Origin of the sequence: Idiomarina sp. 29L (assembly GCF_004123135.1) — a bacterium.
In the GTDB taxonomy this organism is placed as follows: Bacteria; Pseudomonadota; Gammaproteobacteria; order Enterobacterales; family Alteromonadaceae; genus Idiomarina.
This window is the reverse complement of record NZ_SDJS01000002.1, coordinates 344,496-370,003: the sequence shown is the minus strand read 5'-3', so window position 1 is coordinate 370,003 and position 25,508 is coordinate 344,496. Positions and strand designations below refer to the sequence as shown.

The window sequence follows — 25,508 nt, the reverse complement described above, 5'->3', positions numbered from 1 at the left end:
ATGAAGCGCTACGCCCTGTTACTTTTATTATTTTTGAGCCTGCTAACCACTTTTTCCGTTGATGCTGAAAAGTACAATATACCTAATAAAGGTTTACCGGGCTGCACCCAAAACGGCACCACATACACCTGTGGCACCTTGACTCTTAACAGCGGCGATGAAATCGAAGTGACCGGTAACGAGGGCGTGGTCATTATTGTTGAGGCCGTCGACTTTGGTGACGGAGTGAAAATTAATAGTAAGGGTCCTGCACTTGATATGCAGTTTCTATCCGGGGGACAGACCACTATCGGACCGAACAGTTCGGTTAATGCGTCGTTTGATAGCGATGGCGATGTTGTTATCAGTGATGGAACAACGGTGACCGGGGATATCAGCTCCAACGGTAATATTACCTTAGGTGATGACGTTACCGTGAATGGTGATCTCAGCGCATCAGGAACCGTGACTATCGGTGCTGATAGTACAGTGAATGGTGACGTCAACGCGCCGGTAATTAATAACAACGGTGGATCTATTAATGGCGAAACCTGTAATACGCCCGGTAACGTGGGTGACTGTTCGCAAACACTCCCTGAGGCTATTGGTTACTGGCATTTCGATGAGTTGAGCTGGAGTGGTGCTGCCGGAGAAGTTGTTGATTCATCCAGCTACGGTTACAACGGTACTGCAATCAGTAATGCATTCACGTCCGGCTTTAACCCAGCCTTTGAATTCAATGGTGATAGTACTTGCCGTTATGGTCGCTTTGACGGTAATAACCGAGTTCGGGTACCTAATGTAAACGAAGCGATGAACTCTAACACGGTGTCGGTTGCGTTTTGGTTTAAAGGGGCTGCTGAGCTCCAGAACCCTAATGACAGTTATCAAACGATGTTACTGCTAGGTGAAGGAACAACGGAGACCGCTGCGGGACGATTTGAAGTCTACCGGCAAGATGACTCCGATGGCGGTGGCTTGTATTTTGAAGTCCGTAAAAATAACGGCGATCTTCTGACCATTGAAGCCGGTAACACCAATAATAGCAGCGAGAACCTATTTGACGATGAGTGGCATCATTTAGCGGCCAGTTATAATTCCGATAACAACGTTCTGTATATCTATATCGATGGAGAATTGATTGATACGAACTCGTATGGCGGTGACACAAAACTGAATGATAGTGCACAGCCTACTCTCTATATTGGTGGTCAAAGCGGTCCTCAGAACAGTTTTCGGGGTGAAATTGATGAGGTTTATGTCAGTAATGGTGTATTTACTACAACAACCGCTGCAATTTTGTACTATAAAACACGACCCTGTGCTTACGCTCGTCCTCAGTGCTCTGACGTTTGGCCGCAAGCGTTTAGTCCGTTAAACGATGTGCCGCTTCCCTTTGATTTACCGGACCGGGCGCTGAATTCGCAATTGCCAGAGGCTTTGCAGCCAACCGACTATTTACGGATCGGCGACTTTGGCGACGTTGGCGCTAATTACTCGACGAACGGACAAACCTCCAGAGTTTATATTGATGGTGACTTAACCATTCAGTCCGGACGTCGAATTAATATGGCGGGTGAGGCGAATGAGCTCATTTTGATAGTTACTGGGGACTTGTATTTAGAACGAAATGTTGAGATTAACGGGTTCATATACGTAAGCGGAAATCTGTTTTTTGAGCGAAGCTTTTGGTGGTGGAATAGAAGTCGTATCGAGGGTGGTCTGAGTCTTGATGGGCAAGCATCCGCTTATGGTTTCTTTGGTTTTTTTGCGCCTAGCATTGAGTATCGTTCACCAGCAGAGCCACTCGACGGCGGCAGCTTTTGTAATGCGGGAGATGTTGATCCACCGGTAACGGCGCCTCATCACTATCGTTTATCGTACGCAAGTCCGGTACTGACCTGCGAAGCGGCGGACGTGACCGTTGAAGCGTGCGCTGACGCGTCCTGCTCAAGTTATTCCCCCGTCTCCAGTTCTGTTTTCTTATCGGATAGTGCGGGAGCCTGGAGTCAAAACCCAGTCGCTGCGTCCCCAGTTGCAACTACGCAGCTAAGCCAAACCGAAGCGGGCACTTACACGCTTGCGATAGACGACATACAAACCACACCGGGAGCGCTGAATCCGACTCAGTGCTATGCGAATGGAAACTTCAATTCCGACTGTTCGATCACCTTTAATGATACCGGCCTCAAATTTGATTCTATCGGTACGCAAACATCAGGTGATAGTTTTCTCACTAACTTGTCGGTTGTACGCACCAACGACAACACTCAAGCGTGTGAGGTCGTTGCTGAGCAAATTAACCAGATAGACATGGGAATGCATTGCGTTAACCCCGGGAGCTGCAGTGATTTTAGTGAGTTTCCGTATGCGCAAATGTCTATTGAGCAGCAGCTTATTAACGAGCTTCAGGAAGACGGTTCGGGTAGCTTTACCGGTTGGACTCCAGTAACCGCTAATTTTCAGGCTGGCCAGCAAGCGTTAGAAGTTCAGTACGGCGACGCGGGTAAAGTAAGCTTAAGGGCGAAAGCGCAGCTACCGAACGGTAAAGTGATTGAAGGCGTGTCCAATGAGTTTGTTTACAAGCCGGCAAGCATCGGCATGGAAACGGTGAGTACTTATAGCGGGGATATTCTAGCAAAAGCCGGAGAGCCATTCTTCGTGGCATTGCAGGCATTAAATTCTGGTGAGCAGGTTACGCCAAACTTTGGGCGTGAAGCACCGCAGGAGTCACTGGATCTGGCGGTGGCGGTTGACGCTGTCGCTCCTGCTGAAGTGAATGGCGAACTCGATAACAGCGCTAGCTTCAGTGCTCAGAGTGTTGGAAACGTACGTTTTGAAAATGATTCCATTTCATACTCTGAAGTGGGCAGTGCTAAAGTCACCGCGAAGGTAGCGGACGCCAATTATTTAGGCGCTGGTTCTGTTACAACCGAGCATACTCTAGGGCGATTTATTCCCTACGAGTTTGAGCCTTTAACGGCTGAATTCGATGGAGCCTGCACTGACTTTTACTACATGGGGCAGGCTCAACCTATCGTTCTGTCAGCGCAAGCGGTTAATGCCTCCGGAGAGTTGACTCTAAATTACACCGGGTCATTAGCAAAAGCGACGCCGCTATTTTACGCCTATGACTCATCTGAAAGTCAACTCGTCGATCATAACGTCAATTACGATGGGGTTTGGGAGTGGACTGATGGCGTCGGCCAGTTTACCGGAAGCGCTTCAGTAACGGTTTCCCGCTTAATCTCGGGGCAACCCGATGGACCGTTCAGAGACTACATTCTGGGCTGGCAACTCGATGACCAGGAAGATGATAATTTTTACTCAACGCTTCAAAATAGTGTTCTACCGGCTTCTCCCGGAGCTACGAAGTTAGATACGGCAAACCTGTACTACGGTCGCTTAAGCCTTCAGGACACTTATGCGGCAATGGATGATGTCATGCCAATTGCTGGCACGGTGGAATATTGGGAAAGCGGTGAGTTTTTTGTAAATGACATCGATAACTGTACGGTTATTGAGAGAAATGCGGTCAATCTGCTTGATGAGTCAATGGCAAGCTTGGAGCCTGAACCGATTAACGTGCAACTGGCTAACGGTTTGTTAAGCTCGCCGGATAAAGATATTAATGAGTTATTCCGGTGGGTATCCTCGGGAGATGACGAACCTTATTCGTTTGGTTTTGAGGTAGAAGTACCTGCTTACTTGCAATATGACTGGTCGGGAAATGGCGCCTATGATGACAAGCCTCAAGCCGAAGGCACCTTTGGTATTTACCGTGGGCGAGATCGCCAGATTTACTGGCGTGAGTTAGGATGGTAGTATTCATTTAACGAATAATCGACAATTCGGTGACAATGCCTCTTGCTCTTTTGTTAACAAGCAAATAGCATAAAGCAGAGTTTAAACAAAAAATGCGCGACGTTGACGAACGTTCATTATTATTACAATAACGATAGCGCGATGACGGCTTTGGCTTTTACGCCGCTTTGTTATTTTTTCAAGCTTGGAATGGAAACATGATGCGATTGGCTCGACTGGCCTTAATTATGGCCTCTACATTGACTCTCGCCTCGACGGCTCTTGCTCAGCAAGAGATGACCGTCGAAGAAATTACAAATCAAATTACAAACTTAGAGAGTGAGTTTGATAACTTTTCTACGACGGTTAATACGTTACAGCAGGAGGAGCGAGAGCTTAGAGAAAAGCTTCAGTCCCTACGTGAACGTAACCAGGAATTAGAAGAGAAAAGAGAGTCTGCACTGGCGGAAATGAATGACCGCTATCAACGCTTAGTGGAAGATCCTACCATTGATATTGCTGGGGCTCAGGAAGCCTACAAGCAAGCGGTTATGGCTCACCAGCAAAATAAAGAAGACATCAAACAACAAGTCAGCTTGGTGAACCAAAAGTCTAAAGAAGTTGAAGAGGCTCGAGTCAGCAAGCACAGCTTGATTAACGAAATTGAAACGTTGAAAGAGCAGCGCAACATTGCTCGTGTTGACCGTCTTGAAAATGAGTTTAACCGCTCAGGCGAACTGGAAGTTAGCCAGTCGATTAGCTGTGACCGAAATGAAACTTTGGGTCAGTGTGAAAACCGCGGCAAGTTGATGGCAAAACAGAAAGCGTCTAAGCAATATCTTGATGAGATTCTGACAAGCTTAAGCGAGTCGTCGCTGGCGCGTGAAAATCTGGAAAAAGCCAGCCCGAACGTTCAAATCTTAGGTTCTAAGACAATCAGCAACGGCTTTAGCGGTGCAGGTAACTACGGCGTTAAACTGGCAGTAGAGCTTCGTGGACAGTTACCACAAAGCCAAGCCTGTACATTACTTGACGTTGATATGCGTTATTGCGCAACGGAACAACGGCCGGGGGAGTTGCAGGCGGGTGATGAAGAAACGGTTGATAGCTCCGTCATGCACCCGTTAACAATACGTTCAAACGTTTACGACGATGAAGTTATCATTGACGGTGTTAGTTATGGTTCGACACCTATCGAAGTTATGTTGCCTGGTGGCGAGCACGAAGTTGAAGTCTTGAAGTACGGCTATTCAGCTTATGCGGAAAAAATTCGCCTAAAAGACGCTATGTCTATTCGAGCGGAACTGGAAAAGTCTGAGTATTCATTTACTCGTGGCGAGAAAATTCAGGATATCTTATATCGAGATGTTAGAGGCCCGGAGCTTGTTGTCGTACCGGCGGGAAAGTTCAAAATGGGCGACTTGGTTGGTAATGGCTTGCCGAATGAACGACCAGCTGAAACTCGCGAAATACCGAACGCACTCGGTATTACTGATACTGAAATCACGGTTAAGCATTTTAGAGACTTTGTTGAAGACACTGCATACGTAACCGATGCTGAGAAACGCGGAACTTGTGCAACGCTTAAAAATGGGCGTCCCGAGTTTAACGAAAAGCTCAGCTGGAAGAACCCCGGCTACAAACAGTCTGACAATTCACCGGTTGTATGCGTAAGCTACAACGATGCGAAGGCTTATGCTGATTGGTTAACAGCGAAAAGTGGATTTAAGTACAGCGTCCCGACCGAGGCAGAATGGGAATATGCTGCTCGTGCTGGAACGGAAACCGACTTCTGGTGGGGGAACGATGTCGGTTTTGGCAAGGCAAACTGCCGTAACTGTGGCTCAGACTGGTCGAATCAACGCCCTGCGCCAGTGGCAAGTTTCCACCGTAACCCTTGGGGACTATTTGATACCGTTGGTAACGTCTGGGAATGGGCGCAAACTGACAACGGTGTTGTTGTTAAAGGCGGTGCGTGGAACTTTACACCAAGCCTTGCCCGAGTTTCGACAAAAATGGAACTTCCGGCAGATTTTAACTCTAACTACATTGGATTCCGTGTTGTAAGGGCGCAGTAAGTACTTACTGTGCTCTTTGCTGTCACTCTGTTAGCTTTATAAGTAGGGATATACCGCTTCATGTTTAAAAAAATTCGCGGCCTTTTTTCAAACGATTTATCTATTGACCTTGGTACCGCCAACACCCTCATTTACGTTAAAGACGAAGGCATTGTTTTAAATGAGCCTTCAGTTGTAGCAATACGACAAGAACGCTCAGGCGGACCTAAGTCTATTGCGGCCGTTGGTTCAGCCGCTAAGCAAATGTTAGGTCGTACTCCAGGCAATATTCGTGCTATTCGCCCAATGAAAGACGGTGTTATCGCAGACTTTTATGTATGCGAAAAAATGCTTCAGTTCTTTATTAAGCAAGTCCACGACAGCCATTACTTCCGTCCAAGCCCGCGAGTTTTAGTGTGTGTTCCGTGTGGTTCAACCCAGGTAGAACGCCGTGCGATTCGTGAATCAGCGTTGGGCGCGGGCGCACGTGAAGTGTACTTAATTGATGAACCAATGGCGGCAGCGATTGGTGCTGGTTTGCCTGTATCCGAGGCAACCGGTTCCATGGTGGTTGATATTGGTGGCGGTACAACCGAAGTCGCTATTATCTCACTGAACGGTGTGGTTTATTCGTCATCTGTTCGCATTGGTGGTGATAAGTTCGACGAAGCTATTATCAGTTATGTCCGTCGCAACTTTGGCGCACTGATTGGTGATGCTACCGCAGAGCGCATTAAACATGAAATTGGTTCAGCGTTCCCGGGCGAAGAGCTGAAGGAAATTGAAGTGCGGGGTCGTAACCTAGCTGAAGGTGTACCACGCTCCTTTACACTGAACAGCAATGAAATTCTAGAAGCGTTACAAGAGCCGCTCATGGGTATTGTGAGTGCGGTTATGGTCGCGCTAGAGCAATCACCGCCAGAGCTCGCGTCTGATATTTCAGAGCGCGGTATGGTGTTAACCGGTGGTGGCGCGCTATTAAAAGATTTAGATCGCCTGCTTGTCGAAGAAACAGGCATTCCGGTAATTATTGCTGATGACCCGCTTACCTGTGTAGCGCGTGGTGGTGGTAAAGCATTAGAAATGATCGACATGCACGGCGGTGATTTATTCAGTTATGAGTAAATCATGAAAACGCTGTTTGTCCGCGGCCCGTCTTTACTCTCCAGGCTAGTGCTCGCACTAGCCTGTTCGTTTCTGCTCATATTTATTGATCACCGGTTGCAAGCCATGCAGCCTGTTCGCGTGTTTCTTAACTCACTCGTTGCGCCTGTTCAGTATTTAGCCATATTGCCCGAACAGTTATTGGATAACTTTTCGGAGTCGGTAAAAACCACGGAGCAGTTAAGTGAGGAAAACCAAGCGTTAAAACAACGAATACTCATGCTTCAGGGGCAGCAGCAGCAATTACAATTCCTGAAAAACGAAAACCGCCGCCTTAGAGAGTTACTCGGTTCGGACGCACGCGAGTCTGCCCGAAGAATGGTTGCCGAGGTGATAGCCGTTGCGTCTGAGCCATTTTCGCAACAGTTGGTGATTAATAAGGGAACCTTAAGCGGTGTGTACGAAGGTCAGCCGGTATTAGATAGCAGCGGGATCATTGGACAAGTCCAGGACGTTGGAGGGAGTACCGCGCGAGTGCTACTTATTTCCGACCAAAGTCATGCTATTTCTCTGCGCTCAGAAAGAAACGACATTCGAGTGTTAGCCCAGGGTACAGGGGATATTGGTCGTTTAGAGCTTATGTTCATTCCGCACAGCACAGAGTTGCGAGAAGGCGACCTGCTGATGTCGTCCGGTCTGGGTGATGTGTTTCCTGAAGGGTATCCTGTCGCACGTATTGCCAGCATAGTGAGGGATGAGTCACTGCCGTTCGCTACAGTGTTCGCCGATCCAGTAAGCGCCTTAGACAGAGTGCGAAATGTCTTATTATTGTGGCCAAGCGAAAGTAAGCAACAGCCGATTTATGAGGACGAGGAATGAAGCTCTTGAAGCCGGGAATAGTGACTCTGCTCGTTACCTATGTCATCGCGTTAACGTTAATGGTCATGCCAATGCCGGCCACCTTCGACGTGTTTCGTCCGGATTGGGTAACGCTGGTCATGTTGTACTGGGTAATTGCTTTGCCTCATCGGGTAAGCATTGGAACTGCACTCATTCTGGGCGTGCTAAGTGACGTTCTTCTGGGCTCTATCGTCGGCGTGCATGCATTAGGCATGGTCGTTGTTGCCTATTTAGCGGCTAGAAACTTTCAGCGTATTCGTAATTTTGCCCTGATACAGCAGGCCGTTGTTATTGCCGTTCTGATACTCCTGAAACGCTTCATTATCTTCGAGGCAAACGTCTTTCTGCACGACGCTGAATTTACGTTATCGTATTTTTGGCCTGTATTAACCTCGGCTGTTTTCTGGCTTTGGGTATTTCCGTTGTTGCGTAAAGTTCGCCGCCAGTTTGGGGTGTCATAATGCGTATTGTCTTAGCTTCCTCGTCGCCTCGTCGGCGCGAATTATTGAACTTCTTGCATCGCCCGTTTGATTGCGATGTGCCCGATATCGATGAAATTCGACAGAGCAATGAGAGTGCTGAGGGTTACGTGCTGCGGCTGGCGAACGAAAAGGCATTAGCCGTTGCGACGCGGCAGTCTGATGAGTGTCTCGTTATTGGCTCGGACACGTTGATTCGGTGTGACCAAGAGGTCATGGAAAAGCCGTTGGACTTTGAACACTTTCAGAAAATGATGCGTCAATTGTCCGGACGTACTCATGAGGTACTGACATCGGTCGCCGTTTGCCACTGGGATGGGCAGAGTTTAGTGGCGAGTGAATCAACATTGGTTACCACAAGCGTTGAGTTCGCCTTGCTAACAACCGACGATATCGAAAGTTACTGGGCAACCGGAGAGCCTCAGGATAAAGCCGGTGGCTATGGTATTCAGGGATACGGTGGCAAATATGTGAAACGAATTGAAGGTAGCTACTTTGCAGTGGTTGGCTTACCTTTATATGAAACAGAGCAATTACTTCGCATGTTCGAAGTAACAGGTGGTTGAGATGAGCGTTGAAGTTCTCATGAACGTTACACCCACGGAAACGCGGGTGGTCCTCGTTGAAAATGGCATTTTGCAGGAAGTTCATATTGAACGGCAGGCGAAACGAGGTCTGGTGGGTAACATCTACATGGGAAAAGTGTCCCGTGTTTTACCGGGAATGCAGGCGGCCTTTATCGATATTGGTTTGGATAAGGCGGCATTCTTACATGCGTCAGACATTGTGGTACAAGTTGACGGAGACGACCTTCCTCAGCCGGACCGACCGGAAAGAGACATTACTGAGCTGGTTCACCAAGGCCAGCAAATTATGGTTCAGGTCGTCAAAGACCCTTTAGGTACGAAGGGCGCGCGACTGACTACTGACATTACCCTACCGTCCCGTTACTTGGTATTCATGCCGAAAAGTGACCATGTGGGGGTTTCGCAGCGCATTGAAGAAGGCGAAGAGCGTGATCGCTTAAAAGAAATAGCGGAGTCGGTCAGCACTGAAGACGGTAAATTTATTGTTCGTACAGCGGCAGAAGGAGCCTCTGAGCAGTCGTTAAAAAGCGATGCGGATTTTCTTTTCCGACTTTGGGAGAAGATTAAAACACGCAAGAAAAGTCAGCGCAAAGTTGGCATGCTGTATGAAGACTTGAACTTGTCCTGCCGTGTACTGCGTGACTTTGTCGGTGAGGAAATAGAACGCATTCGGGTAGACTCGAAAGTCACTTTTGACACCCTGAAAACCTTCACCAAAGACTTTATCCCGGAATTAACGGGCGTGCTGGAATACTATACCGGTGACCGTCCTATTTTCGACTTGTTTGATATTGAAAATGAAATGCAGCGTGCTCTTGACCGCCGCGTTGACTTAAAATCGGGTGGCTCGTTAATTATTGATCAAACCGAGGCTATGACGACCATCGATATCAATACCGGTGCTTTCGTCGGCCACAGAAACCTCGAAGAAACCATATTCAACACCAATATAGAAGCGACTCAGGCAATAGCACGACAACTGCGATTGCGGAATTTGGGTGGCATTATCATTATCGATTTTATCGATATGCGCGACGAAGAGCATAAACGACGTGTCTTACACAGCCTGGAGCTTGCATTGTCAAAAGACAGGGCGAAGACCACGATTAACGGTTTTACGACGCTCGGACTGGTTGAGATGACCCGTAAGCGAACCCGCGAAAGCCTCGAACACGTGCTTTGTTCTGAGTGCCCGGTTTGTCAGGGACGGGGCACGATGAAAACCGTTGAAACCGTTTGTTACGAAATTATGCGTGAGATTGTGCGCGTGCATAAGGCCTACGAGGCCGACAAATTCGTTGTTTATGCGTCAGCTAAAGTCAGTGAGGCATTAGTGAACGAAGAATCTCACGCGTTAGCTGAACTTGAGCTGTTTGTTTCACGTCAAATTACCGTACAGACCGAACCTCTGTATAATCAAGAGCAATTTGACGTGGTAATGATGTAGGTTAATGCAAGCACTGTCCTGGGTATTAAAAAAACTGTGGCTACTACTGGCTATTGTGCTGGTACTGGTTGCTGTTGCTCTGAGTTTGCTTCGCTATAGTCTGCCGTATCTGCCAGACTTAACTCAGCCCCTTGAGAATGAACTAGAGTCACGCTTCCAGCAACCTGTCAGTATTAACGATCTGTCCATGGCATGGACTCAGCAGGGACCGTCTATCGTACTCGAAGACCTCTCTTTGTCACCGGCGGACGATGCAAAGGTGAAGTTTAGTGTTGCGCAAGTCTATGTGGTTTTAAACTTCTGGCAAAGCATTGTTCAGCGGCAATTTGTGGCTGACGAGTTTATCTTGGATAACGCCAATATTGCCGTTGATCTCAGACAGCTAACCGATGTGCCAGGGAATGACACATTAGATATTGATAACCTCAGTGAGTTGTTTCTGCACCAGTTAGAGAAATTCTCAATACACCAGGGACAAGTCTTTCTGACTAACTTAAGGGGGATCACCCGAAGAATTGAGCTCGAACGTTTGTCCTGGGTTAACGAAGGATCACGGCACCGCGCGGTCGGTAGCCTAAGAATGGATGACTTCGCGACCAACGCTCTGGATATCATTGTTGACCTCAATGGTGATACTTGGTCGGAATTAACAGGTCAGTTCTATGTGAATGCACAAAACATTGATATTAGCCCTTGGCTAGAGGAAAGACTGGGTGATATCGACGTACAGGAGTCGGATGTCAACTTTACCGCTTGGCTGGATATGCAAAATGGTGAGCTATTTGAAGGGCTTCTTCAGCTTCGTCAGAACCGCATAACCTGGCAATATAAGGGCGCTGAGCAAACACATTGGCTGGATATTCCTGGTGGAAAAGTCATTCTGAGGCCGCAGGAAGATGGTTGGCTAATGAATAGTTTACCAATGACTCTGGAGTCTTCTTCGGGCAGTGTTCGGGTTCCGAGAGTTGCCTGGCAAAATAAGAACAGTATTCACGATATTAGTGTCTCAAACGTCAAGCTAGACGATGCTACATCATTGTTAACGCTGTTGCCGTTTACTTCCCAGGAGGTGGTGAAATGGGTTAAGAGAACGGGGATTAATGGTCAGGTCGATGGTCAATATCGGTTACATCCCATCACAGGAAGCCAGTGGCGTGTTGATGGCACCGGGCTGTCTATCGAAGGTGGTAATAACACACCCAGTGTAAGCGGTTTACACGTGAGTGTGAGCCAAATGAATAATCAGGCTCAATGGCATTTGTATGGTAGTGGTGTCTCATTGGCAAGCCGACATTTGTCCTCAGAACATGCCTGGGCTATTAACGAACTGGATTTATCCGGAACCTGGAGAGCCAATGATAACGGCTGGTCAGTTTCGTTAACGCAAATGCTGGCACAAGTAAACGATTTAACATTGCAGGGAAGTGCTCAGCTATCCTCAGATAGCGTGTCTGGTAAACCGTCTATTGATTCGTTTATTTATTCGACGGCGCCGTTTTCCGTAGAAACAGCTCGCAAGCTGTTGCCCAAGGCGATGGGCGACGGTGTGCATCGTTACTTAACTGAAGCTCTGCAAGCAGGGAAATTAAGTGGCCTTGAAGCAGTGTGGCGAGGCGATATTGATAGCTTTGCTAATGCCAGTCTGGCATCGGTGTTTAGCGCGCGCGCGGACTTCGAATCGTTGGACTTTAAGTTCCAGCCTGATTGGCCGGTCCTTGAAAAAGCGCCTATTCACCTGGACTTTTACCAGAATAGTTTGCTCATGTACGCTGACAAAGCTGTTATTGGTTCAGTTAATGTCGACAACGTTTCTGCTCGAATTCCAGATCTCACCGACGGTAACATCGGACTGCAAATAGAAGCACGAGCGTCGGGCGATGCTCAGCAGGTCTATAATGTATTCAAGAATTCGCCTTTAGATTCGGTAACAGAAACCTTTAATCAACTGAATCCGCAAGGGCAGGTGACCGGGCAAGTAGCGTTGGATATTCCGTTTGATGAGTCTCGCGAGGTTGGCGTATTTGTTGAAGCGCCATTGGCAGGCGTTCAGGTAACAATTGATGCAATAAAACAACGATTCAGCATCAATGAAGGGAAGTTGACCGTCAATAACGCCAGCGTTAATACCTCAGATTTGATACTGAGTTGGTACGGTATGCCTGTGACAGCTTCCGTTGAGGGAGATTCGAAAAATGACGGCTATGAATTAGCCATTAATACGGAGTTAGACTGGCAGACTGAACCGTTATTCAAACAGTTTCCTTACGACCAGTGGGAGGAGTTCTTTTACGGGGCGGTTAACGGGGAAAGCCGGGTGACGTTGCAGTTTACCGGTGACTCTATGAAGGTTGATGCTGAAGGACAATACGACCTAACCGGTTTAGAAACGTATTTGCCGAGCCCGTTAGAAAAGAGTTTTGGTGAAGGTTGGCAGTTTTATTTCTCCTTAAATGGCTCTGGCGATAACTATACAGTGACTGGGCGCATTGACGAAAGAGCGCGTTTTGAAGGCCGCTGGCGATTGGATATGCCGGGATGGCAAAAAGCGACATTAGCGGTTGGTGAAGATAGTCAGATTGAGGATGCGGGCAGTGGATTCACTGTGTTGGCTGAGCTTGGAGACGCCGATATCGGCCGTTGGTATTCACTTATTTATGCGCTTGGAAGTGGTGGTTCTTCAGTGGGGGATGCCAGCGCTGAAGCACACAACCCATGGCTGCCCGATTCAATCAGTGTTTCAGCGAATGAGCTGAAATGGGCAGAGCAAAGCTTTGGGGCTGCGAATATACGAAGCTGGCCTGAGGCAAACGAGTGGCAGGTTCAGGTTAATTCAGACAAAGCCGTGCTAAACGTCGGTATTCCTAATGAGTTTATGAAAAAAGGCATTGATGTCAGGGCTGACTACCTCGAGCTGTCCACCGATATTGAACTGCCAAGTTCTGACAATGATGACGACGCGAAATGGAATTGGCTGGGAAAAGTACCTCCGGTCAATGTCAACTGCCGAAGCTGTCGAATTAACGAGCACAATTTAGGAGAAGTCGATTTAGCGATATCTCCAATCAAGGCGTCCGCGCAGGCAAAAGGTTTTACGATTGACCGTCTAAACGTCACTCGAAATGGCGACCGTATTCAGGCTAACGGAGTGTGGCGCTATGAAAATGAACAAGCCTATAGTGAGTTAAACGGTCAATTAAATACCAACGATTTAGGTGAATTACTGCGTCAGTTTGGTATCGAGACAGCCATTCGGGATAGCTCCGCGGATATTAACTTCTCCCTGAACTGGGATGATCATCTGCATCAACCCAGCTGGTCTTCACTGGACGGGAATATTGCATGGTCATTGGGTAAAGGTTACCTTGCTGAAGTCAGTGATGGGGGGGCTCGTATATTCTCGATACTCAGTTTGGACAGTATTTTACGTAAACTGACGCTAGACTTCCGTGACATATTCTCTCAGGGTATGTTCTTTACCGAACTGTCTGGAAGCGCCGCTATAGAGGATGGTGTTGCTCAAACAGATGATGCCAGATTGCTTGGCTCCGCAGGCGATATGGATATTCGGGGCTGGACAGACATGACCAGCGGTGAACTGAATTATACGTTAACATACGCACCGAAAGTGACTTCGAGTCTGCCAGTTATTCTTGCCTGGATGGTTAACCCTCCAAGCGGACTGGCTGCGCTACTTATTGACAAAGTGCTGCATGACGCAAAAGTTATTTCAAAGCTACGCTATGAAGTGACCGGCACCATAGAGAATCCGGTTGTACAGGAAATAGAGCGTGACAGCCGCCCGGTTGATTTGCCAAAATTGGAGGAAGACCCCAAAAATCCAGAGGTAAACGATGAAAAAGGTGCAACTGACAGCGCTGCAAATGAGCAGCCGCTCTAAACCTGAAGGCAACCTCGACATTGTCAAAAAGCTTCTTAACAATCTCCCGTCTGCCAATTACCCCCATCTAGTGGTTCTTCCTGAAGCCTTTGTCTGCTTTGGTGCTGGTGACCGAGCGCAACTGGATATGGCTGAAAACTACAAAGACGGCGATGTGCAAAGAGCACTTTCTTCGCTCGCGAAGCAGCACGGTGTGTATTTGATTGGTGGCACCATCCCTATTGATGCGGGTGAACGCTTTTCAGCTGCATCGTTAATGTATTCGCCAACAGGAGAGCTTGTTGCGCGATACGACAAAATTCACCTGTTCGATGTGGATGTAGCTGATAACACCAAACAATACCGTGAATCAAAATGGACGAAGCCGGGTACGGAAGTGGTTGCAGTCGATACCGACTGTGGTGTTGTCGGTATGTCGGTATGTTATGATCTCCGTTTTCCTGAGCTGTTTAGGGCGTTGCGCGAGGCAGGCGCTAATGTCATTGCTTTGCCGTCTGGATTTACCCAAGTGACCGGGAATGCACACTGGCATGCGTTGGTTAGAGCAAGGGCTATAGAGCAGCAGGCTTATGTGGTGGCCCCTAACCAAGTGGGTGTGCATGATAACGGACGCGAGACTTACGGGCATTCCATTATTGTCAGCCCGTGGGGTGAAATTTTAGCGGAACAGGCAAAAGGTGAAGGCATTATTTCGGTCGAAGTCGACTTAGACCGAACCGAAGAAATACGTCAACAAATGCCGGTCGCCAAACAAAACCAATTTGAGGTAGTAAACATACATGACACTAAATGATTATTCGTTGTCTGAGAGCGATATTAGTAAAGCGTTGGCAACGTTATACAGCGGTACAATTGATTTTGCAGACATTTATCTGCAACACAGTGTCAATGAATCCTGGGTGCTGGAAGACGGCATCATTAAAAATGGTGCGTTTCATATTGAAACCGGAATGGGCGTTCGTGCGGTGCAGGGCGAAAAAACTGGCTTTGCTTACGCTGATGAAATTACTTTGGAAGCGCTTAAGCGCACCAGTGAAGCTGCCCGCGGTATTGCCCGTCAGGGGCAGAGTAAGTCGGTAGCGGCGTTACAGTCTGTGCAGGCCACATCACGATATGAAGGCATTAATCCTTTAAATACGCTGTCGGAAGATGAAAAAATTGAGCTGTTAAAACAGACTGATGCTCATGCGCGTGCGCAGGACAGCCGAGTGTCGCAAGTGGTTGTCAGTTTAAGTGGCAGTTATGACGATGTACTGGTTGCTGCGACAGATGGCACCTTTGCTACCGATAAGCGCCCGCTTATTCGTTTGAACTGTTCGGTCATTGCGGAGCAAAACGGTCGTCGTGAGCGCGGTAGCGCCGGTGGTGGAGCGCGCGTTGGTTACGAATTTTTTATTGAAGACACAAACGGTAGTACACGTTGGAAGCACTTCGCCGAAGAGGCGGTTCGCCAGGCACTGGTGAACTTAGAAGCACGTCCGGCACCCGCAGGTAACATGCCAGTCGTTTTAGGAGCGGGTTGGCCAGGGGTGTTATTGCATGAGGCGGTTGGTCATGGCCTTGAAGGTGATTTCAATCGTAAAGGGTCGTCAGCTTACTCCGGTCGTGTGGGTGAAAAGGTGGCTTCAGAGCTTTGTACCATTGTCGATGACGGCACCATGAATGACCGTCGTGGCTCGATGACGATAGACGATGAAGGGACACCGAGTGGTTACAATGTTCTGATAGAGAACGGTCGCTTGCGTGGTTATATGCAGGACAAGATGAACGCACGGTTGATGAAACAAAGCGTCACCGGTAATGGTCGCCGGGAAAGCTTTGCTCATTTACCCATGCCTCGTATGACGAATACTTATATGCTGCCGGGCGAAAGTACGCCGGATGAGATTATCAGCAGTGTCAAAAAGGGCATTTATGCGCCTCAGTTTGCCGGCGGACAAGTCGACATAACCTCAGGACAGTTTGTGTTTTCAGCGTCAGAGGCTTACTTAATTGAAGACGGTAAAATTACCGCGCCAATAAAAGGGGCTACCTTAATTGGTAACGGACCTGATGCTATGTCACAGGTTTCTATGGTCGGCAATGACCTGGAACTGGACGCCGGCGTTGGTGTTTGTGGTAAGGACGGTCAAAGTGTTCCTGTTGGTGTCGGACAACCAACCTTGAAACTGGATTCAATGACCGTTGGTGGTACGGAGTAATTAAAGAATAACGCTGCGCAGATAAACAAATAGCTCTCGAGCCGCCTTAGGTGGCTTTTCCTGGGCTTTTTGCTGCTCAGCTAAGCGCATCAGCTGTCGAATTTTTTGGCGATCGGCCTGAGGGTAGTTTTCGATAAAGCTTTGCAAGGCCTCGTCTCCGCCGTTGAGGAGCGAGTCCCTGGCGTCTTCGACAGCGTGAAACTTAGTGGTTTCCTGCTGGTGCGCATTACGAAGGTCTGACAGCGCTTGTTCAATGGGCTCAATATCCCGAGAGCGCATCAGCTTACCAATGAATTGAAGCTGGCGTCGGTAGCCTTCGTGTTTATTACGAATTTTACGAGCCAGTAGCACGGCGTCACGAAGCTCGTCGTCTAACGGCATGCTCTTTAATTGAGCATCGCTGAGCTCGACTAAGTCGGTACCGACTTTTTGTCGCTCTGCCATTTCGCGCTTTTTTTGTGACTTACTGACGAAATCGTCATTGTCATGAGCGTCGATATCAGAGGATGGATTTTGTGACTTTCGTTTCGACATAATTACAACTCGATTAGCGCTAAAGCCGCTAGTTTAGCAGTGAGGAGAGTTTTTTGATAGTACAACTGGATGACCTTAACAAAGAGATGGGGCAAGTCGAGGCTGCCGTAAAAGAGGCCTTGTCGCTGGCGAAACAAAAAGGTGCCAGTGATGCGGAATGCTCTATTAGCCAAACCTCAGGTATTTCTGTGGGGACTCGTTTGGGAGAGGTCGAAACCGTTGAGTTTAACCAAGATGGCGCATTAGGCATTACGGTGTATCGTGGACAGCAAAAAGGTTCTGCGTCGACAACAGATCTGTCAAAGGCCGCTATTGAAGCCGCTGTTGACAAAGCCTGTGATATTGCCCGTTTTACGTCGCCGGACCCCTACAATGGCTTAGCACCGTCCGAGCTTATGGCAACCGATATTGCGGATTTAGATTTGTGTCATCCGGGTGATCAAAGTGCTGAATATGCTATTGAGCAAGCGTTGGCGTGCGAAAAGCATGCATTGAACCTAGACGAGCGTATAGTGAATTCCGATGGAGCACACTACGGTAGTCACACCGGTTTTCGGGTTTATGGCAACACACACGACTTTATTGGTGGCTTCCTACAGTCTCGCCATAACTTAGGTTGTGCGCTTATTGCTCGTGAAGGCGATAAAATGCAGCGTGATATGAGTTATACCGTGGCGAGAAAAACATCTGACTTATGGACACCGGAAAAAGTGGCAGAAGATGCCGCTAACGAAACCTTGTCTCGTTTGGGGGCCAGACAGGTTCCAACGGCCAAGGTTCCGGTCATTTTTCGTGCTGATATTGCGGGTAGTTTGTTTGGGCATTTCGTCTCAGCCATTAGCGGCGGAAACTTGTACCGCAAGTCGAGCTTCTTACTCGATTATTTAGGAAAATCAGTGCTCCCGGAATGGCTGACTATTCAAGAGCGTCCTCATATTGTTGGCGGCTTAGCCAGCACACCATTTGACGCCGAAGGTCTTAAAACACAGGATAGAACTATTGTCGATAAGGGCGTATTGGAAACGTACTTATTGACCAGTTATGCGGCTCGTAAAATGGATATGCAACCGACCGGCCATGCAGGTGGTATTCATAACTGGCGGGTCAGTCAACAGGATAAGTCGCTACAGCAGCTTTGCCAGCAAATGGGAACCGGGCTTTTGGTGACTGAAGTCATGGGGCAGGGCGTTAACCTCGTTAACGGCGACTATTCTCGCGGCGCTGCAGGCTTTTGGGTCGAAAATGGCGAAGTTCAGTACCCAGTTGAAGAAGTCACAATAGCTGGCAACTTAAAAGATATGCTGGCGAACATCGTTGCTATTGGCAACGATACCGATGAACGACATGCATTGCACACTGGCTCTGTACTGTTAGAACAAATGAGTGTGGCAGGTCATTAGCCTGCCTTTACAACACTAAGGCGCTTAAGAAAGCAGGAGAGTCGCTGAGCCAAGGAAGGCGAAAATACCGACGACATCGGTCACCGTGGTTAAAATTACGCCACCGGCAAGTGCAGGGTCAATGTTAAAACGCTTCAACATAAGCGGAACGGTTGCCCCCGCCAGCCCTGCGGCTAATAGGTTCATCATCATAGCGAACGCGATAATACCGCCAACCAGTAAGTCTTGCTTCCAAAGCGCAACGACTGCAGCAATAAGCACCGACCATATTACGCCGTTTAAGAAGCCTATCGCGAGCTCTTTACCGATTAACCATCGGGAGTTACTGGATCCGATATGGCCGAGCGCCATACCTCGAATAACCAGTGTTAAGGTTTGACTACCGGCAATGCCGCCCATACTAGGAACTATGGTGTTCAAAATAGCCAGTATGGCCATTTGCGCCAGTATGTCTTCAAACAGTGAACTGACCATGGCGGCTAATAAGGCTGTCACCAAGTTAACCGCAAGCCATACGGTACGGCGGCGGGTACTTTTCAATACCGGCGCAAAGGTATCCTCGTCATCTTCCAAGCCCGCCATACTGAGCATCGAGTGCTGAGCTTCTTCACGAATAATATCAACTACATCATCGATCGTAATACGACCCACAAGTTGTTGCTCACTATCGACAACCGGTGCAGAAACCCAGTCATGTCGCTCAAAAAGCTTAGCCACTTCGGTTTCTTCCATATCGACGGGTATGGTCGTAATATCCGATGACATAATTTCATCGATGCGGCGGCTGGGGTCGACTGTAAGTAACTGAGTCAACGAAATCTCACCAGTGACTTTCTCATTGCGATCAACGACATAGAGTTTATCGGTTGCTTCGGGTAACTCTCCTTTAAGGCGCAGATAACGCAATACAACGTCGATAGTGACGTCTGAGCGTACGGTAATGGTATCGGTATTCATGATACCACCAGCGCTGTCTTCGGCGTAGGAAAGAGCGGTTTCTGCCCGCTCCCGGTCGCCTTCGTCCATGGACTTTAAGACTTCCTGATACACCGGCTCCGGCAAACCACGCAGAACGTAGGCGAGGTCATCGGTGTCCATGCCTTCGGTCGCTGCCGCCAGATTTTCCGGAGCCATCTGACGAATAATGTCTTTCTGAACTTCTTCGTTCAGCTCTTCAAGAATTTCACCGTGCTCGTCAATATCGACCAGCTTCCAGATTTTAGAACGGCTTTTCGGTGGAGAAGACTCTAACAGTAAAGCGACATCGCAGGCCGGCATGTTGTGCAGCATGCGTCGAGCTGCCACGAACATACCGTCGGCTAACGCAGAGTTAACCTCCTGAATTCGTTGCATGGCGTATTCTTTATCGGACAGCTCGGCTATCATTGGTTACTCGTTTTCCTCAAAGCGATCTTCGAACAATTCGCTCACCGCTATTAATGCGTCTTCTGCGTCATCGCCTTCGGCACAAACTTCGACCGACTTACCTTGTTGACTGGCGAGCAGCATTAAGCACATAACACTGGCAGCGTTAACGCATTGTTCACCCTGCTGAACGGTAATTTCTGACTTGAATGACTGTGTGAGCTGCGCAAGTTTGGTCGCAGCCCTAGCATGAAGGCCCAGTTTATTGCGTATAACAAGCGTCTTGCAAGCTTTACTCATGCTGCTTTAACTCCCGGTGACGAACCTGAACTTTCACTGATTTTTGTTCAAAGCGCTCCGCTAACTGCTGTGAAATATAAACGGAGCGATGCTGCCCACCAGTACAGCCTGTCGCAATCGTTAAATAGCTGCGGTTACTGCGTTGAAAGTGAGGCAGCCAAGTGCCTAAAAAGTTTTCGAGCTGATAGACAAACTTCGTGACCAACGGCTGTTGGCGAAAATAATGCTGTACGTCTGCATCTAAGCCGGTTAGCAACTTCAGTTCAGGTTGCCAGTGCGGGTTTGGTAATATGCGTGCATCAAATACAAAATCAGCGTCTTTCGGCAGTCCATACTTAAAACCAAAAGACTGAAAAACGATAATCAGTTTTTTGTCTGCTCGGCCGAGCACACGCTCGCGCACTTCTTCACTTAACTGGTGTAACGATAAGTCGCTGCTGTCCAGGCGCCAGGTGGCGCGCTCCATAATTGGTTCGAGCAACTTCCGTTCTGCCTGAAGCGCATCAACTAAAGGTAACTCCTTTTGTGAGAGCGGGTGCAAACGGCGTGTTTCACCAAAGCGCTTCAGTAAGGTGTTGTCGTCGGCATCAATGAACAGTACTTCTGGTTCAACCCCTTTGGGTAAAAAGTTTAGCGAGTCAAGCAGCTCTTCCGAATGTTCGGGCAGGTTTCTAACGTCAATGCTGATGGCAATTTTTGAATACTGCTCCATGACCGCATGAACCAGCGTGGGAAGTAGGCTAATGGGTAAGTTGTCGACGCAGTAAAAGCCAAGATCCTCGAGTACTCGAAGGGCGATAGTTTTACCCGATCCCGAGCGACCACTGACAATAATCAGTTGCATGGCTTATCTTCACCTTCCCCAATAAATAATTGATAAAGTGCGTTGTCACTTTCAGCGTTCCGAAGCGCGCGGGTGCAGTCTTTGTCATTCATGCGACGGGCAACGGCTGCTAATGTCTGCAAATGATTTTCATGCTCTGACTCTGGCACTAACAGCGCAAAAATAATGTCCACAGGTTGGTTATCAATCGCGTCAAACTCGATTGGCTCGTCTAACGTCAATAACACCGCAACCGGATGGCTGGCTTTAGCGAGTCGCCCATGAGGAATAGCAATACCTAAACCAATACCGGTACTTCCTAAGCGTTCACGGTTAACCAAGCTTTCAAAAATGTCATGACGAGTAATGCCTGACAGTTTTGGCGCGACAATTTGGCTAATGGTTTCTAATAACCGCTTTTTACTTGCACCCTCGACTGCACACCTGGTGCAGTCGGGGCTTAACAACTCACTTATTTGCATGGACTAATGCTTTTTCATTTTTTCTTTGTGTTTAATAACCTGACGGTCAAGCTTATCGATTAAACCATCAATGGCTGCGTACATATCATCGTGAACAGAGTCAGCGAAAATCTCGCCGCCGTTCAGGTGCACGGTAGCTTCCGCTTTTTGATTCGTTTTTTCAACATTAAGGATGACGTGAACGTTGGTGATATGGTCAAAATGGCGCTCTAACTTAGCAAATTTTGTGTCCACATACTCACGTAGAGACTCAGTGATATCGATATGATGACCAGTAAGATTAATTTGCATAACGTCTTCCTTCTGCAGTTTACAAGTTATAAAAGACTCTTGCGTTGACTCGATGAGGGAATATTCAGTGATTCCCGATACTTCGCAATTGTCCTCCTCGCTACTTTGATGCCTTGCTCGGCTATCAGTTCAGCGATTTTGCTGTCGCTTAATGGTTTGCTACGGTTTTCTGCAGCGACTAACTTCTTAATTAAAGCACGTATTGCGGTACTTGAACACTCACCTCCACCTTCTGTACTGACATGGCTAGAGAAAAAGTATTTTAATTCAAAAATGCCTCGTGGGCAGTGCAGAAACTTCTGCGTTGTTACCCGTGAAATGGTGCTTTCATGCATTTCCACGGCTTCAGCGACATCATTGAGTACCATTGGTTTCATGGCCTCTTCACCGTACTCAAAAAAGCCCTGCTGGCGCTGAACAATACAGTTGGCAACTTTCAACAGCGTTTCATTGCGACTCTCCAGACTTTTAATAAACCAACGCGCTTCCTGTGTATGGTTTTTAATGTACTGACTGTCTGCCGAGGACTTCGCCGCTTTACTCAGTGCCGCGTATTCTTCATTGACCTTTAATTTAGGTACGCTATCCGGGTTTAATTCGACCACCCAGCGACCATTCTTTTTCATGACCGCAACGTCAGGAATCACGTACTCAACTTCTTGTTGAGCAACTTGTTCGCCCGGGTGCGGGTGCATTTGCTGAATCAGCCGCATGACTTCACGTAAGTCATTTTCGGTTAATTTGAGCTTTTTCTGGATATTGCGGAAGTCTCGGTTGCCCAGCAAGTCCATATGCTCGCTAACCAGAGTGATAGCAGCGAGCTTAAACGGCGTGCTGTCGTCCAGTTGTCGTAATTGAATCGCCAGGCACTCGCTGACGGTACGTGCGCCGACACCGACTGGGTCAAAGTGTTGGATGCGCTTGAGTACCATGCAGACTTCTTCTTCGCCAACCTCGGGTAAGCGCACAGACTCAATAATGTCTTCAATATTCGTTGTTAAATAACCATTGTCGTCAATGGCTTCGATAATGGCTTCGCCAATCGCAGTGTCTTCTTCAGAAAAGTGCGACAGTTGCATTTGCCAAATCAGATGGTCTTGCAAAGACTCGCTCGTTGAGCCTTGGTACACCTCATAGTCACCGTCGTAGGATTTGCCGTTTGAGGCCGCTCCGGTAGCAGGAGTCGACGATGAATAGGTATCATCCCATGTGCTGTCCACAGGGAGGTCTTCTGGCATTTCCTGAGTTTTTATAACATCGGAGGTTTCACGCTGACTGTCGTCTTTATTTGACGAATGAGGGGAGTCGGTGCTGTCACCGTCATGAGGTTGTTCGCTTTCAACTTCCAGTAACGGGTTATTGTCCAGCGCGTCCTGAATTTCAGCCTGTAAGTCGAGCGAAGAAAGCTGCAGCAAGCGTATCGCTTGTTGTAACTGAGGCGTCATGGTCAGTTGCTGACCAATTTTTAGCTGCAGACTTTGTCTCATGGTTATCGTCCCGGTATCACGTTAAAGGGTGAACTGCTCACCGAGGTAAACATCTTTAACCTGTTGATTCGATAATATACTTTCTGCATCTCCGCTGGCAATAAGTTCTCCGTGACTAACAATGTACGCATGCTCACAAACGGACAAGGTTTCTCTGACATTGTGGTCTGTAATAAGTACACCAATACCACGCTGCTTTAAATGTTCAACAATTTTCTTAATGTCGATAACCGAAATTGGGTCGACGCCTGCAAAGGGCTCATCCAGAAGAATAAACGTGGGCTCTGCGGCAAGGGCGCGGGCAATTTCGACACGACGTCTCTCACCGCCGGATAAGCTCATCCCCAGACTGTTCGCAATATGACCAATATTGAACTCTTCAAGAAGCGAGTCGAGCTGTTCTTCGCGAGCGTCCGCTGAAAGCTCTTTACGGGTTTCTAATATCGCCATCAGGTTATCGCGCACGGTCAGCTTTCTGAAAATCGATGCTTCTTGCGGTAGATAACCAATTCCGCGGCGAGCACGCTCATGCATTGGCAGAGACGTTAGGTCGTCTTTGTCTAGTAAAATCTGGCCTTTGTCGCTGTTGATTAAGCCGACAATCATATAAAACGTCGTTGTTTTCCCCGCACCATTGGGCCCTAAGAGCCCAATAATCTGGCCCTGACTGACCTCCAGGCTAACGTCCTTTACAACCTGACGACGCTTAAAGCTTTTGGCAAGATGTTTGACTCGTAAGGTGGCCATAATTAAGGGTTCTCGTTGTCGGTTTTGTCGTCTTTTGTTTTCGGCGTAAATATCGTAATTACGCGCCCGTTATCGGCATCAGAGCTGCTTGCAGAGATCGTCTGTGCGGCTAAGTCGTAGACGATCGTATCACCGCTTGAACTGCTTGTGCCCTGAGAGATTTTCGCGTCCCCGCTGAGCTCGAGACGTTGTTCGACTTGGAAGTAGGTTATTTTATTTGCCTGAGCGCTAATATCGTTGCCGTTTTCCAGGGTCTGCGTGTAGGTTGCCGGTGAACCTTCTGCAATAAAGGTGTCCGCCTGCTCGCCGCTTTCGCTGGCAGAGGCTTCGAGTCGGTCCGCCTTAATAAGTAGTGTGCCCTGACGGATAACAACATTGTCAGTAAGTACTAACTTATTGTTTTTTATGTCGAATTGCTCATGGCTTGACTCGACTTCCATCGGCTTTTTAAAGTCAGCCTTTCCTTGCGCCATCGCCGTCAAAGGCAATGCGATAAGCACAAAAAAGCTAAGACTTAGGCTGGAAAACCGTTTTAACATGTCGTTTTAACTCCATCATTTCTGCGCTCATGTCGGCGCTTAAACCATCTCCGCGAACTTCCACTTGCGGACCTCGCATTAATACCGGGTATTCAGTGCTCATTGATTCATTGGCTAAGTCGATAACCAGATATTCTGTCATAACGCGCTGTATGGGAGAACTTTCCTGCAATGCTAATATTTCAACGCTACGCTCCAGAATCAGCGTTTTATCATCGTAAAAGGTACCCTGCTCGGCGGTGACTTGCCAGGTCTCTGTGCCGTCTTCCGAAAATATTGAGTATTGAGGCTGCTTGAGCTCGGTTAAACCTATTTGGTTGTAATGAGCCATTTCTTCTGAGCGAATCTTATGCGCCAGGACGCCATCACTTTCAAATATTTTGGTTTCAAGTCCGTAGGCGGTAAAATCTGGCTGCATCAGTTTGGTCGCCGTGGCAGCGCTTTCTCTGCCATCGTCACTAAAAGGGCGCAGAACGAGCAATAGTCCGGCACCAAACAGAAGAACTATAATACCGACGATGCGCCAATTCACACACTGGCTCCTTTGGCGTCATGCAAAAGTCCCTGACTTAACATAATCAAGTCACACACCTCACGAACCGCGCCAAAGCCACCGGCACAGCGGGTAATGTATTGAGCCTGCTGTTGAATGGAAGGGTGTGCATCTTTTACAGCAACACCAATGCCGGCTTGCTGTATCAGCGGAAGATCGGGTGTGTCGTCTCCGACATAGGCAGTCTGTTCAGCATTCACGCCGTGATGAGTCAGAAGCTCATTATATGCCTGGGTTTTGTCGGCTTGTCCCTGATAGATGTCAGACACGTCTAAATGCTGCATTCGACGCTCAACGATGTTCGATTGGCGACCGGTGATGACAGCTGTCTGTATGCCCGCATTCTTAAGTGCTTTCATACCAAAGCCGTCCCGAGTGTGGAAAGCTTTCAGCTCTTCACCATCGTTGCCAAGGTATATTCGACCATCCGAAAAAACACCATCGACGTCGAGAATTAACAGCCGAACCTTTGAGAAGCGCTCAAACAATTGCTTTTCAATGTCCCCATACCAGGTATTAATACACTCCATG

The 25,508-nt window shown here is 48.1% G+C and carries 22 protein-coding genes; 11 read left to right on the top strand and 11 right to left on the bottom strand.

Going from position 1 to position 25,508, the window contains the following annotated elements:
- The 10 genes from EST55_RS05390 to tldD all read left to right on the top strand — a co-directional run bounded on the left by EST55_RS05390 (nt 1) and on the right by tldD (nt 16,456).
- Nucleotides 1-3,804, top strand: a complete 3,804-nt coding sequence (locus tag EST55_RS05390; RefSeq protein WP_129496750.1) for a DUF6701 domain-containing protein — start codon at nt 1-3, stop codon at nt 3,802-3,804.
- Nucleotides 3,805-4,001: 197 nt separating this feature from the next.
- Entirely contained in the window at nt 4,002-5,861 is a 1,860-nt protein-coding gene (locus EST55_RS05385) for a formylglycine-generating enzyme family protein (protein WP_129496749.1), read from the top strand.
- A 60-nt stretch (nt 5,862-5,921) separates the two neighbouring features.
- Nucleotides 5,922-6,965 (top strand): rod shape-determining protein, encoded by a 1,044-nt coding sequence (locus EST55_RS05380; protein ID WP_058576770.1) that lies wholly within the window; start codon nt 5,922-5,924, stop codon nt 6,963-6,965.
- 3 nt (nt 6,966-6,968) lie between these two features.
- Entirely contained in the window at nt 6,969-7,823 is an 855-nt protein-coding gene (gene mreC / locus EST55_RS05375; protein WP_088768955.1) for a rod shape-determining protein MreC, read from the top strand.
- Nucleotides 7,820-8,305 (top strand): rod shape-determining protein MreD, encoded by a 486-nt coding sequence (gene mreD, locus EST55_RS05370; protein ID WP_088768953.1) that lies wholly within the window; start codon nt 7,820-7,822, stop codon nt 8,303-8,305. Before mreC ends, mreD begins: the two co-directional genes overlap by 4 nt.
- Complete coding sequence (locus EST55_RS05365) at nt 8,305-8,889, top strand: Maf family protein (protein ID WP_129496748.1); 585 nt, start codon at nt 8,305-8,307, stop codon at nt 8,887-8,889. The genes mreD and EST55_RS05365 overlap by 1 nt, the downstream gene beginning before the upstream one ends.
- A 1-nt stretch (nt 8,890) precedes the next feature.
- Complete coding sequence (gene rng, locus EST55_RS05360) at nt 8,891-10,357, top strand: ribonuclease G (RefSeq protein ID WP_100690845.1); 1,467 nt, start codon at nt 8,891-8,893, stop codon at nt 10,355-10,357.
- 4 nt (nt 10,358-10,361) lie between these two features.
- Nucleotides 10,362-14,255, top strand: a complete 3,894-nt coding sequence (locus EST55_RS05355) for a YhdP family protein (RefSeq protein WP_129496747.1) — start codon at nt 10,362-10,364, stop codon at nt 14,253-14,255.
- The gene (locus EST55_RS05350; protein WP_240665250.1) at nt 14,209-15,048 is read left to right on the top strand and encodes a carbon-nitrogen hydrolase family protein; all 840 of its coding nucleotides are present in this window, start codon (nt 14,209-14,211) and stop codon (nt 15,046-15,048) included. Before EST55_RS05355 ends, EST55_RS05350 begins: the two co-directional genes overlap by 47 nt.
- Nucleotides 15,035-16,456, top strand: coding sequence for a metalloprotease TldD (tldD, locus tag EST55_RS05345; protein WP_100690843.1), 1,422 nt, complete (start codon nt 15,035-15,037; stop codon nt 16,454-16,456). The genes EST55_RS05350 and tldD overlap by 14 nt, the downstream gene beginning before the upstream one ends.
- On the opposite strand, the gene yjgA is transcribed toward tldD, so the two are convergent.
- Nucleotides 16,457-16,990 (bottom strand): ribosome biogenesis factor YjgA, encoded by a 534-nt coding sequence (gene yjgA, locus EST55_RS05340; RefSeq protein WP_100690842.1) that lies wholly within the window; start codon nt 16,988-16,990, stop codon nt 16,457-16,459. It lies immediately after the preceding gene.
- 86 nt (nt 16,991-17,076) lie between these two features.
- Between yjgA and pmbA the strand changes: the two genes are divergently transcribed.
- Nucleotides 17,077-18,390, top strand: coding sequence for a metalloprotease PmbA (gene pmbA / locus EST55_RS05335; RefSeq protein WP_164976532.1), 1,314 nt, complete (start codon nt 17,077-17,079; stop codon nt 18,388-18,390).
- A 24-nt stretch (nt 18,391-18,414) separates the two neighbouring features.
- Here the strand turns inward: pmbA and mgtE are convergent, their stop codons facing one another.
- Genes mgtE through kdsC form a run of 10 tightly spaced genes read right to left on the bottom strand, consistent with a single transcriptional unit; the run spans nt 18,415 to nt 25,507 of the window.
- Complete coding sequence (mgtE, locus tag EST55_RS05330; RefSeq protein WP_100690840.1) at nt 18,415-19,776, bottom strand: magnesium transporter; 1,362 nt, start codon at nt 19,774-19,776, stop codon at nt 18,415-18,417.
- A 3-nt stretch (nt 19,777-19,779) separates the two neighbouring features.
- Entirely contained in the window at nt 19,780-20,055 is a 276-nt protein-coding gene (locus EST55_RS05325) for an HPr family phosphocarrier protein (RefSeq protein WP_088768939.1), read from the bottom strand.
- Nucleotides 20,048-20,899 (bottom strand): RNase adapter RapZ, encoded by an 852-nt coding sequence (gene rapZ, locus EST55_RS05320; RefSeq protein ID WP_088768938.1) that lies wholly within the window; start codon nt 20,897-20,899, stop codon nt 20,048-20,050. Before rapZ ends, EST55_RS05325 begins: the two co-directional genes overlap by 8 nt.
- Nucleotides 20,890-21,360: a PTS IIA-like nitrogen regulatory protein PtsN gene (gene ptsN / locus EST55_RS05315; RefSeq protein WP_100690838.1), complete on the bottom strand. Its 471-nt coding sequence runs from the start codon at nt 21,358-21,360 to the stop codon at nt 20,890-20,892. The genes rapZ and ptsN overlap by 10 nt, the downstream gene beginning before the upstream one ends.
- Nucleotides 21,361-21,363: 3 nt before the next feature.
- The gene (gene hpf / locus EST55_RS05310) at nt 21,364-21,651 is read right to left on the bottom strand and encodes a ribosome hibernation promoting factor (protein WP_053953073.1); all 288 of its coding nucleotides are present in this window, start codon (nt 21,649-21,651) and stop codon (nt 21,364-21,366) included.
- 26 nt (nt 21,652-21,677) lie between these two features.
- Entirely contained in the window at nt 21,678-23,138 is a 1,461-nt protein-coding gene (locus EST55_RS05305; RefSeq protein ID WP_100690837.1) for an RNA polymerase factor sigma-54, read from the bottom strand.
- A 21-nt stretch (nt 23,139-23,159) separates the two neighbouring features.
- Nucleotides 23,160-23,885, bottom strand: a complete 726-nt coding sequence (lptB, locus tag EST55_RS05300) for an LPS export ABC transporter ATP-binding protein (RefSeq protein ID WP_100690836.1) — start codon at nt 23,883-23,885, stop codon at nt 23,160-23,162.
- A gap of 2 nt (nt 23,886-23,887) precedes the next feature.
- The gene (gene lptA, locus EST55_RS05295; protein ID WP_100690835.1) at nt 23,888-24,424 is read right to left on the bottom strand and encodes a lipopolysaccharide transport periplasmic protein LptA; all 537 of its coding nucleotides are present in this window, start codon (nt 24,422-24,424) and stop codon (nt 23,888-23,890) included.
- On the bottom strand, nt 24,393-24,956 hold the full coding sequence (gene lptC / locus EST55_RS05290; protein ID WP_088768930.1) for an LPS export ABC transporter periplasmic protein LptC: 564 nt from the start codon (nt 24,954-24,956) through the stop codon (nt 24,393-24,395). Before lptC ends, lptA begins: the two co-directional genes overlap by 32 nt.
- The gene (gene kdsC, locus EST55_RS05285) at nt 24,953-25,507 is read right to left on the bottom strand and encodes a 3-deoxy-manno-octulosonate-8-phosphatase KdsC (RefSeq protein ID WP_088768928.1); all 555 of its coding nucleotides are present in this window, start codon (nt 25,505-25,507) and stop codon (nt 24,953-24,955) included. Before kdsC ends, lptC begins: the two co-directional genes overlap by 4 nt.
- Between the last annotated feature and the right edge of the window lies 1 nt (nt 25,508).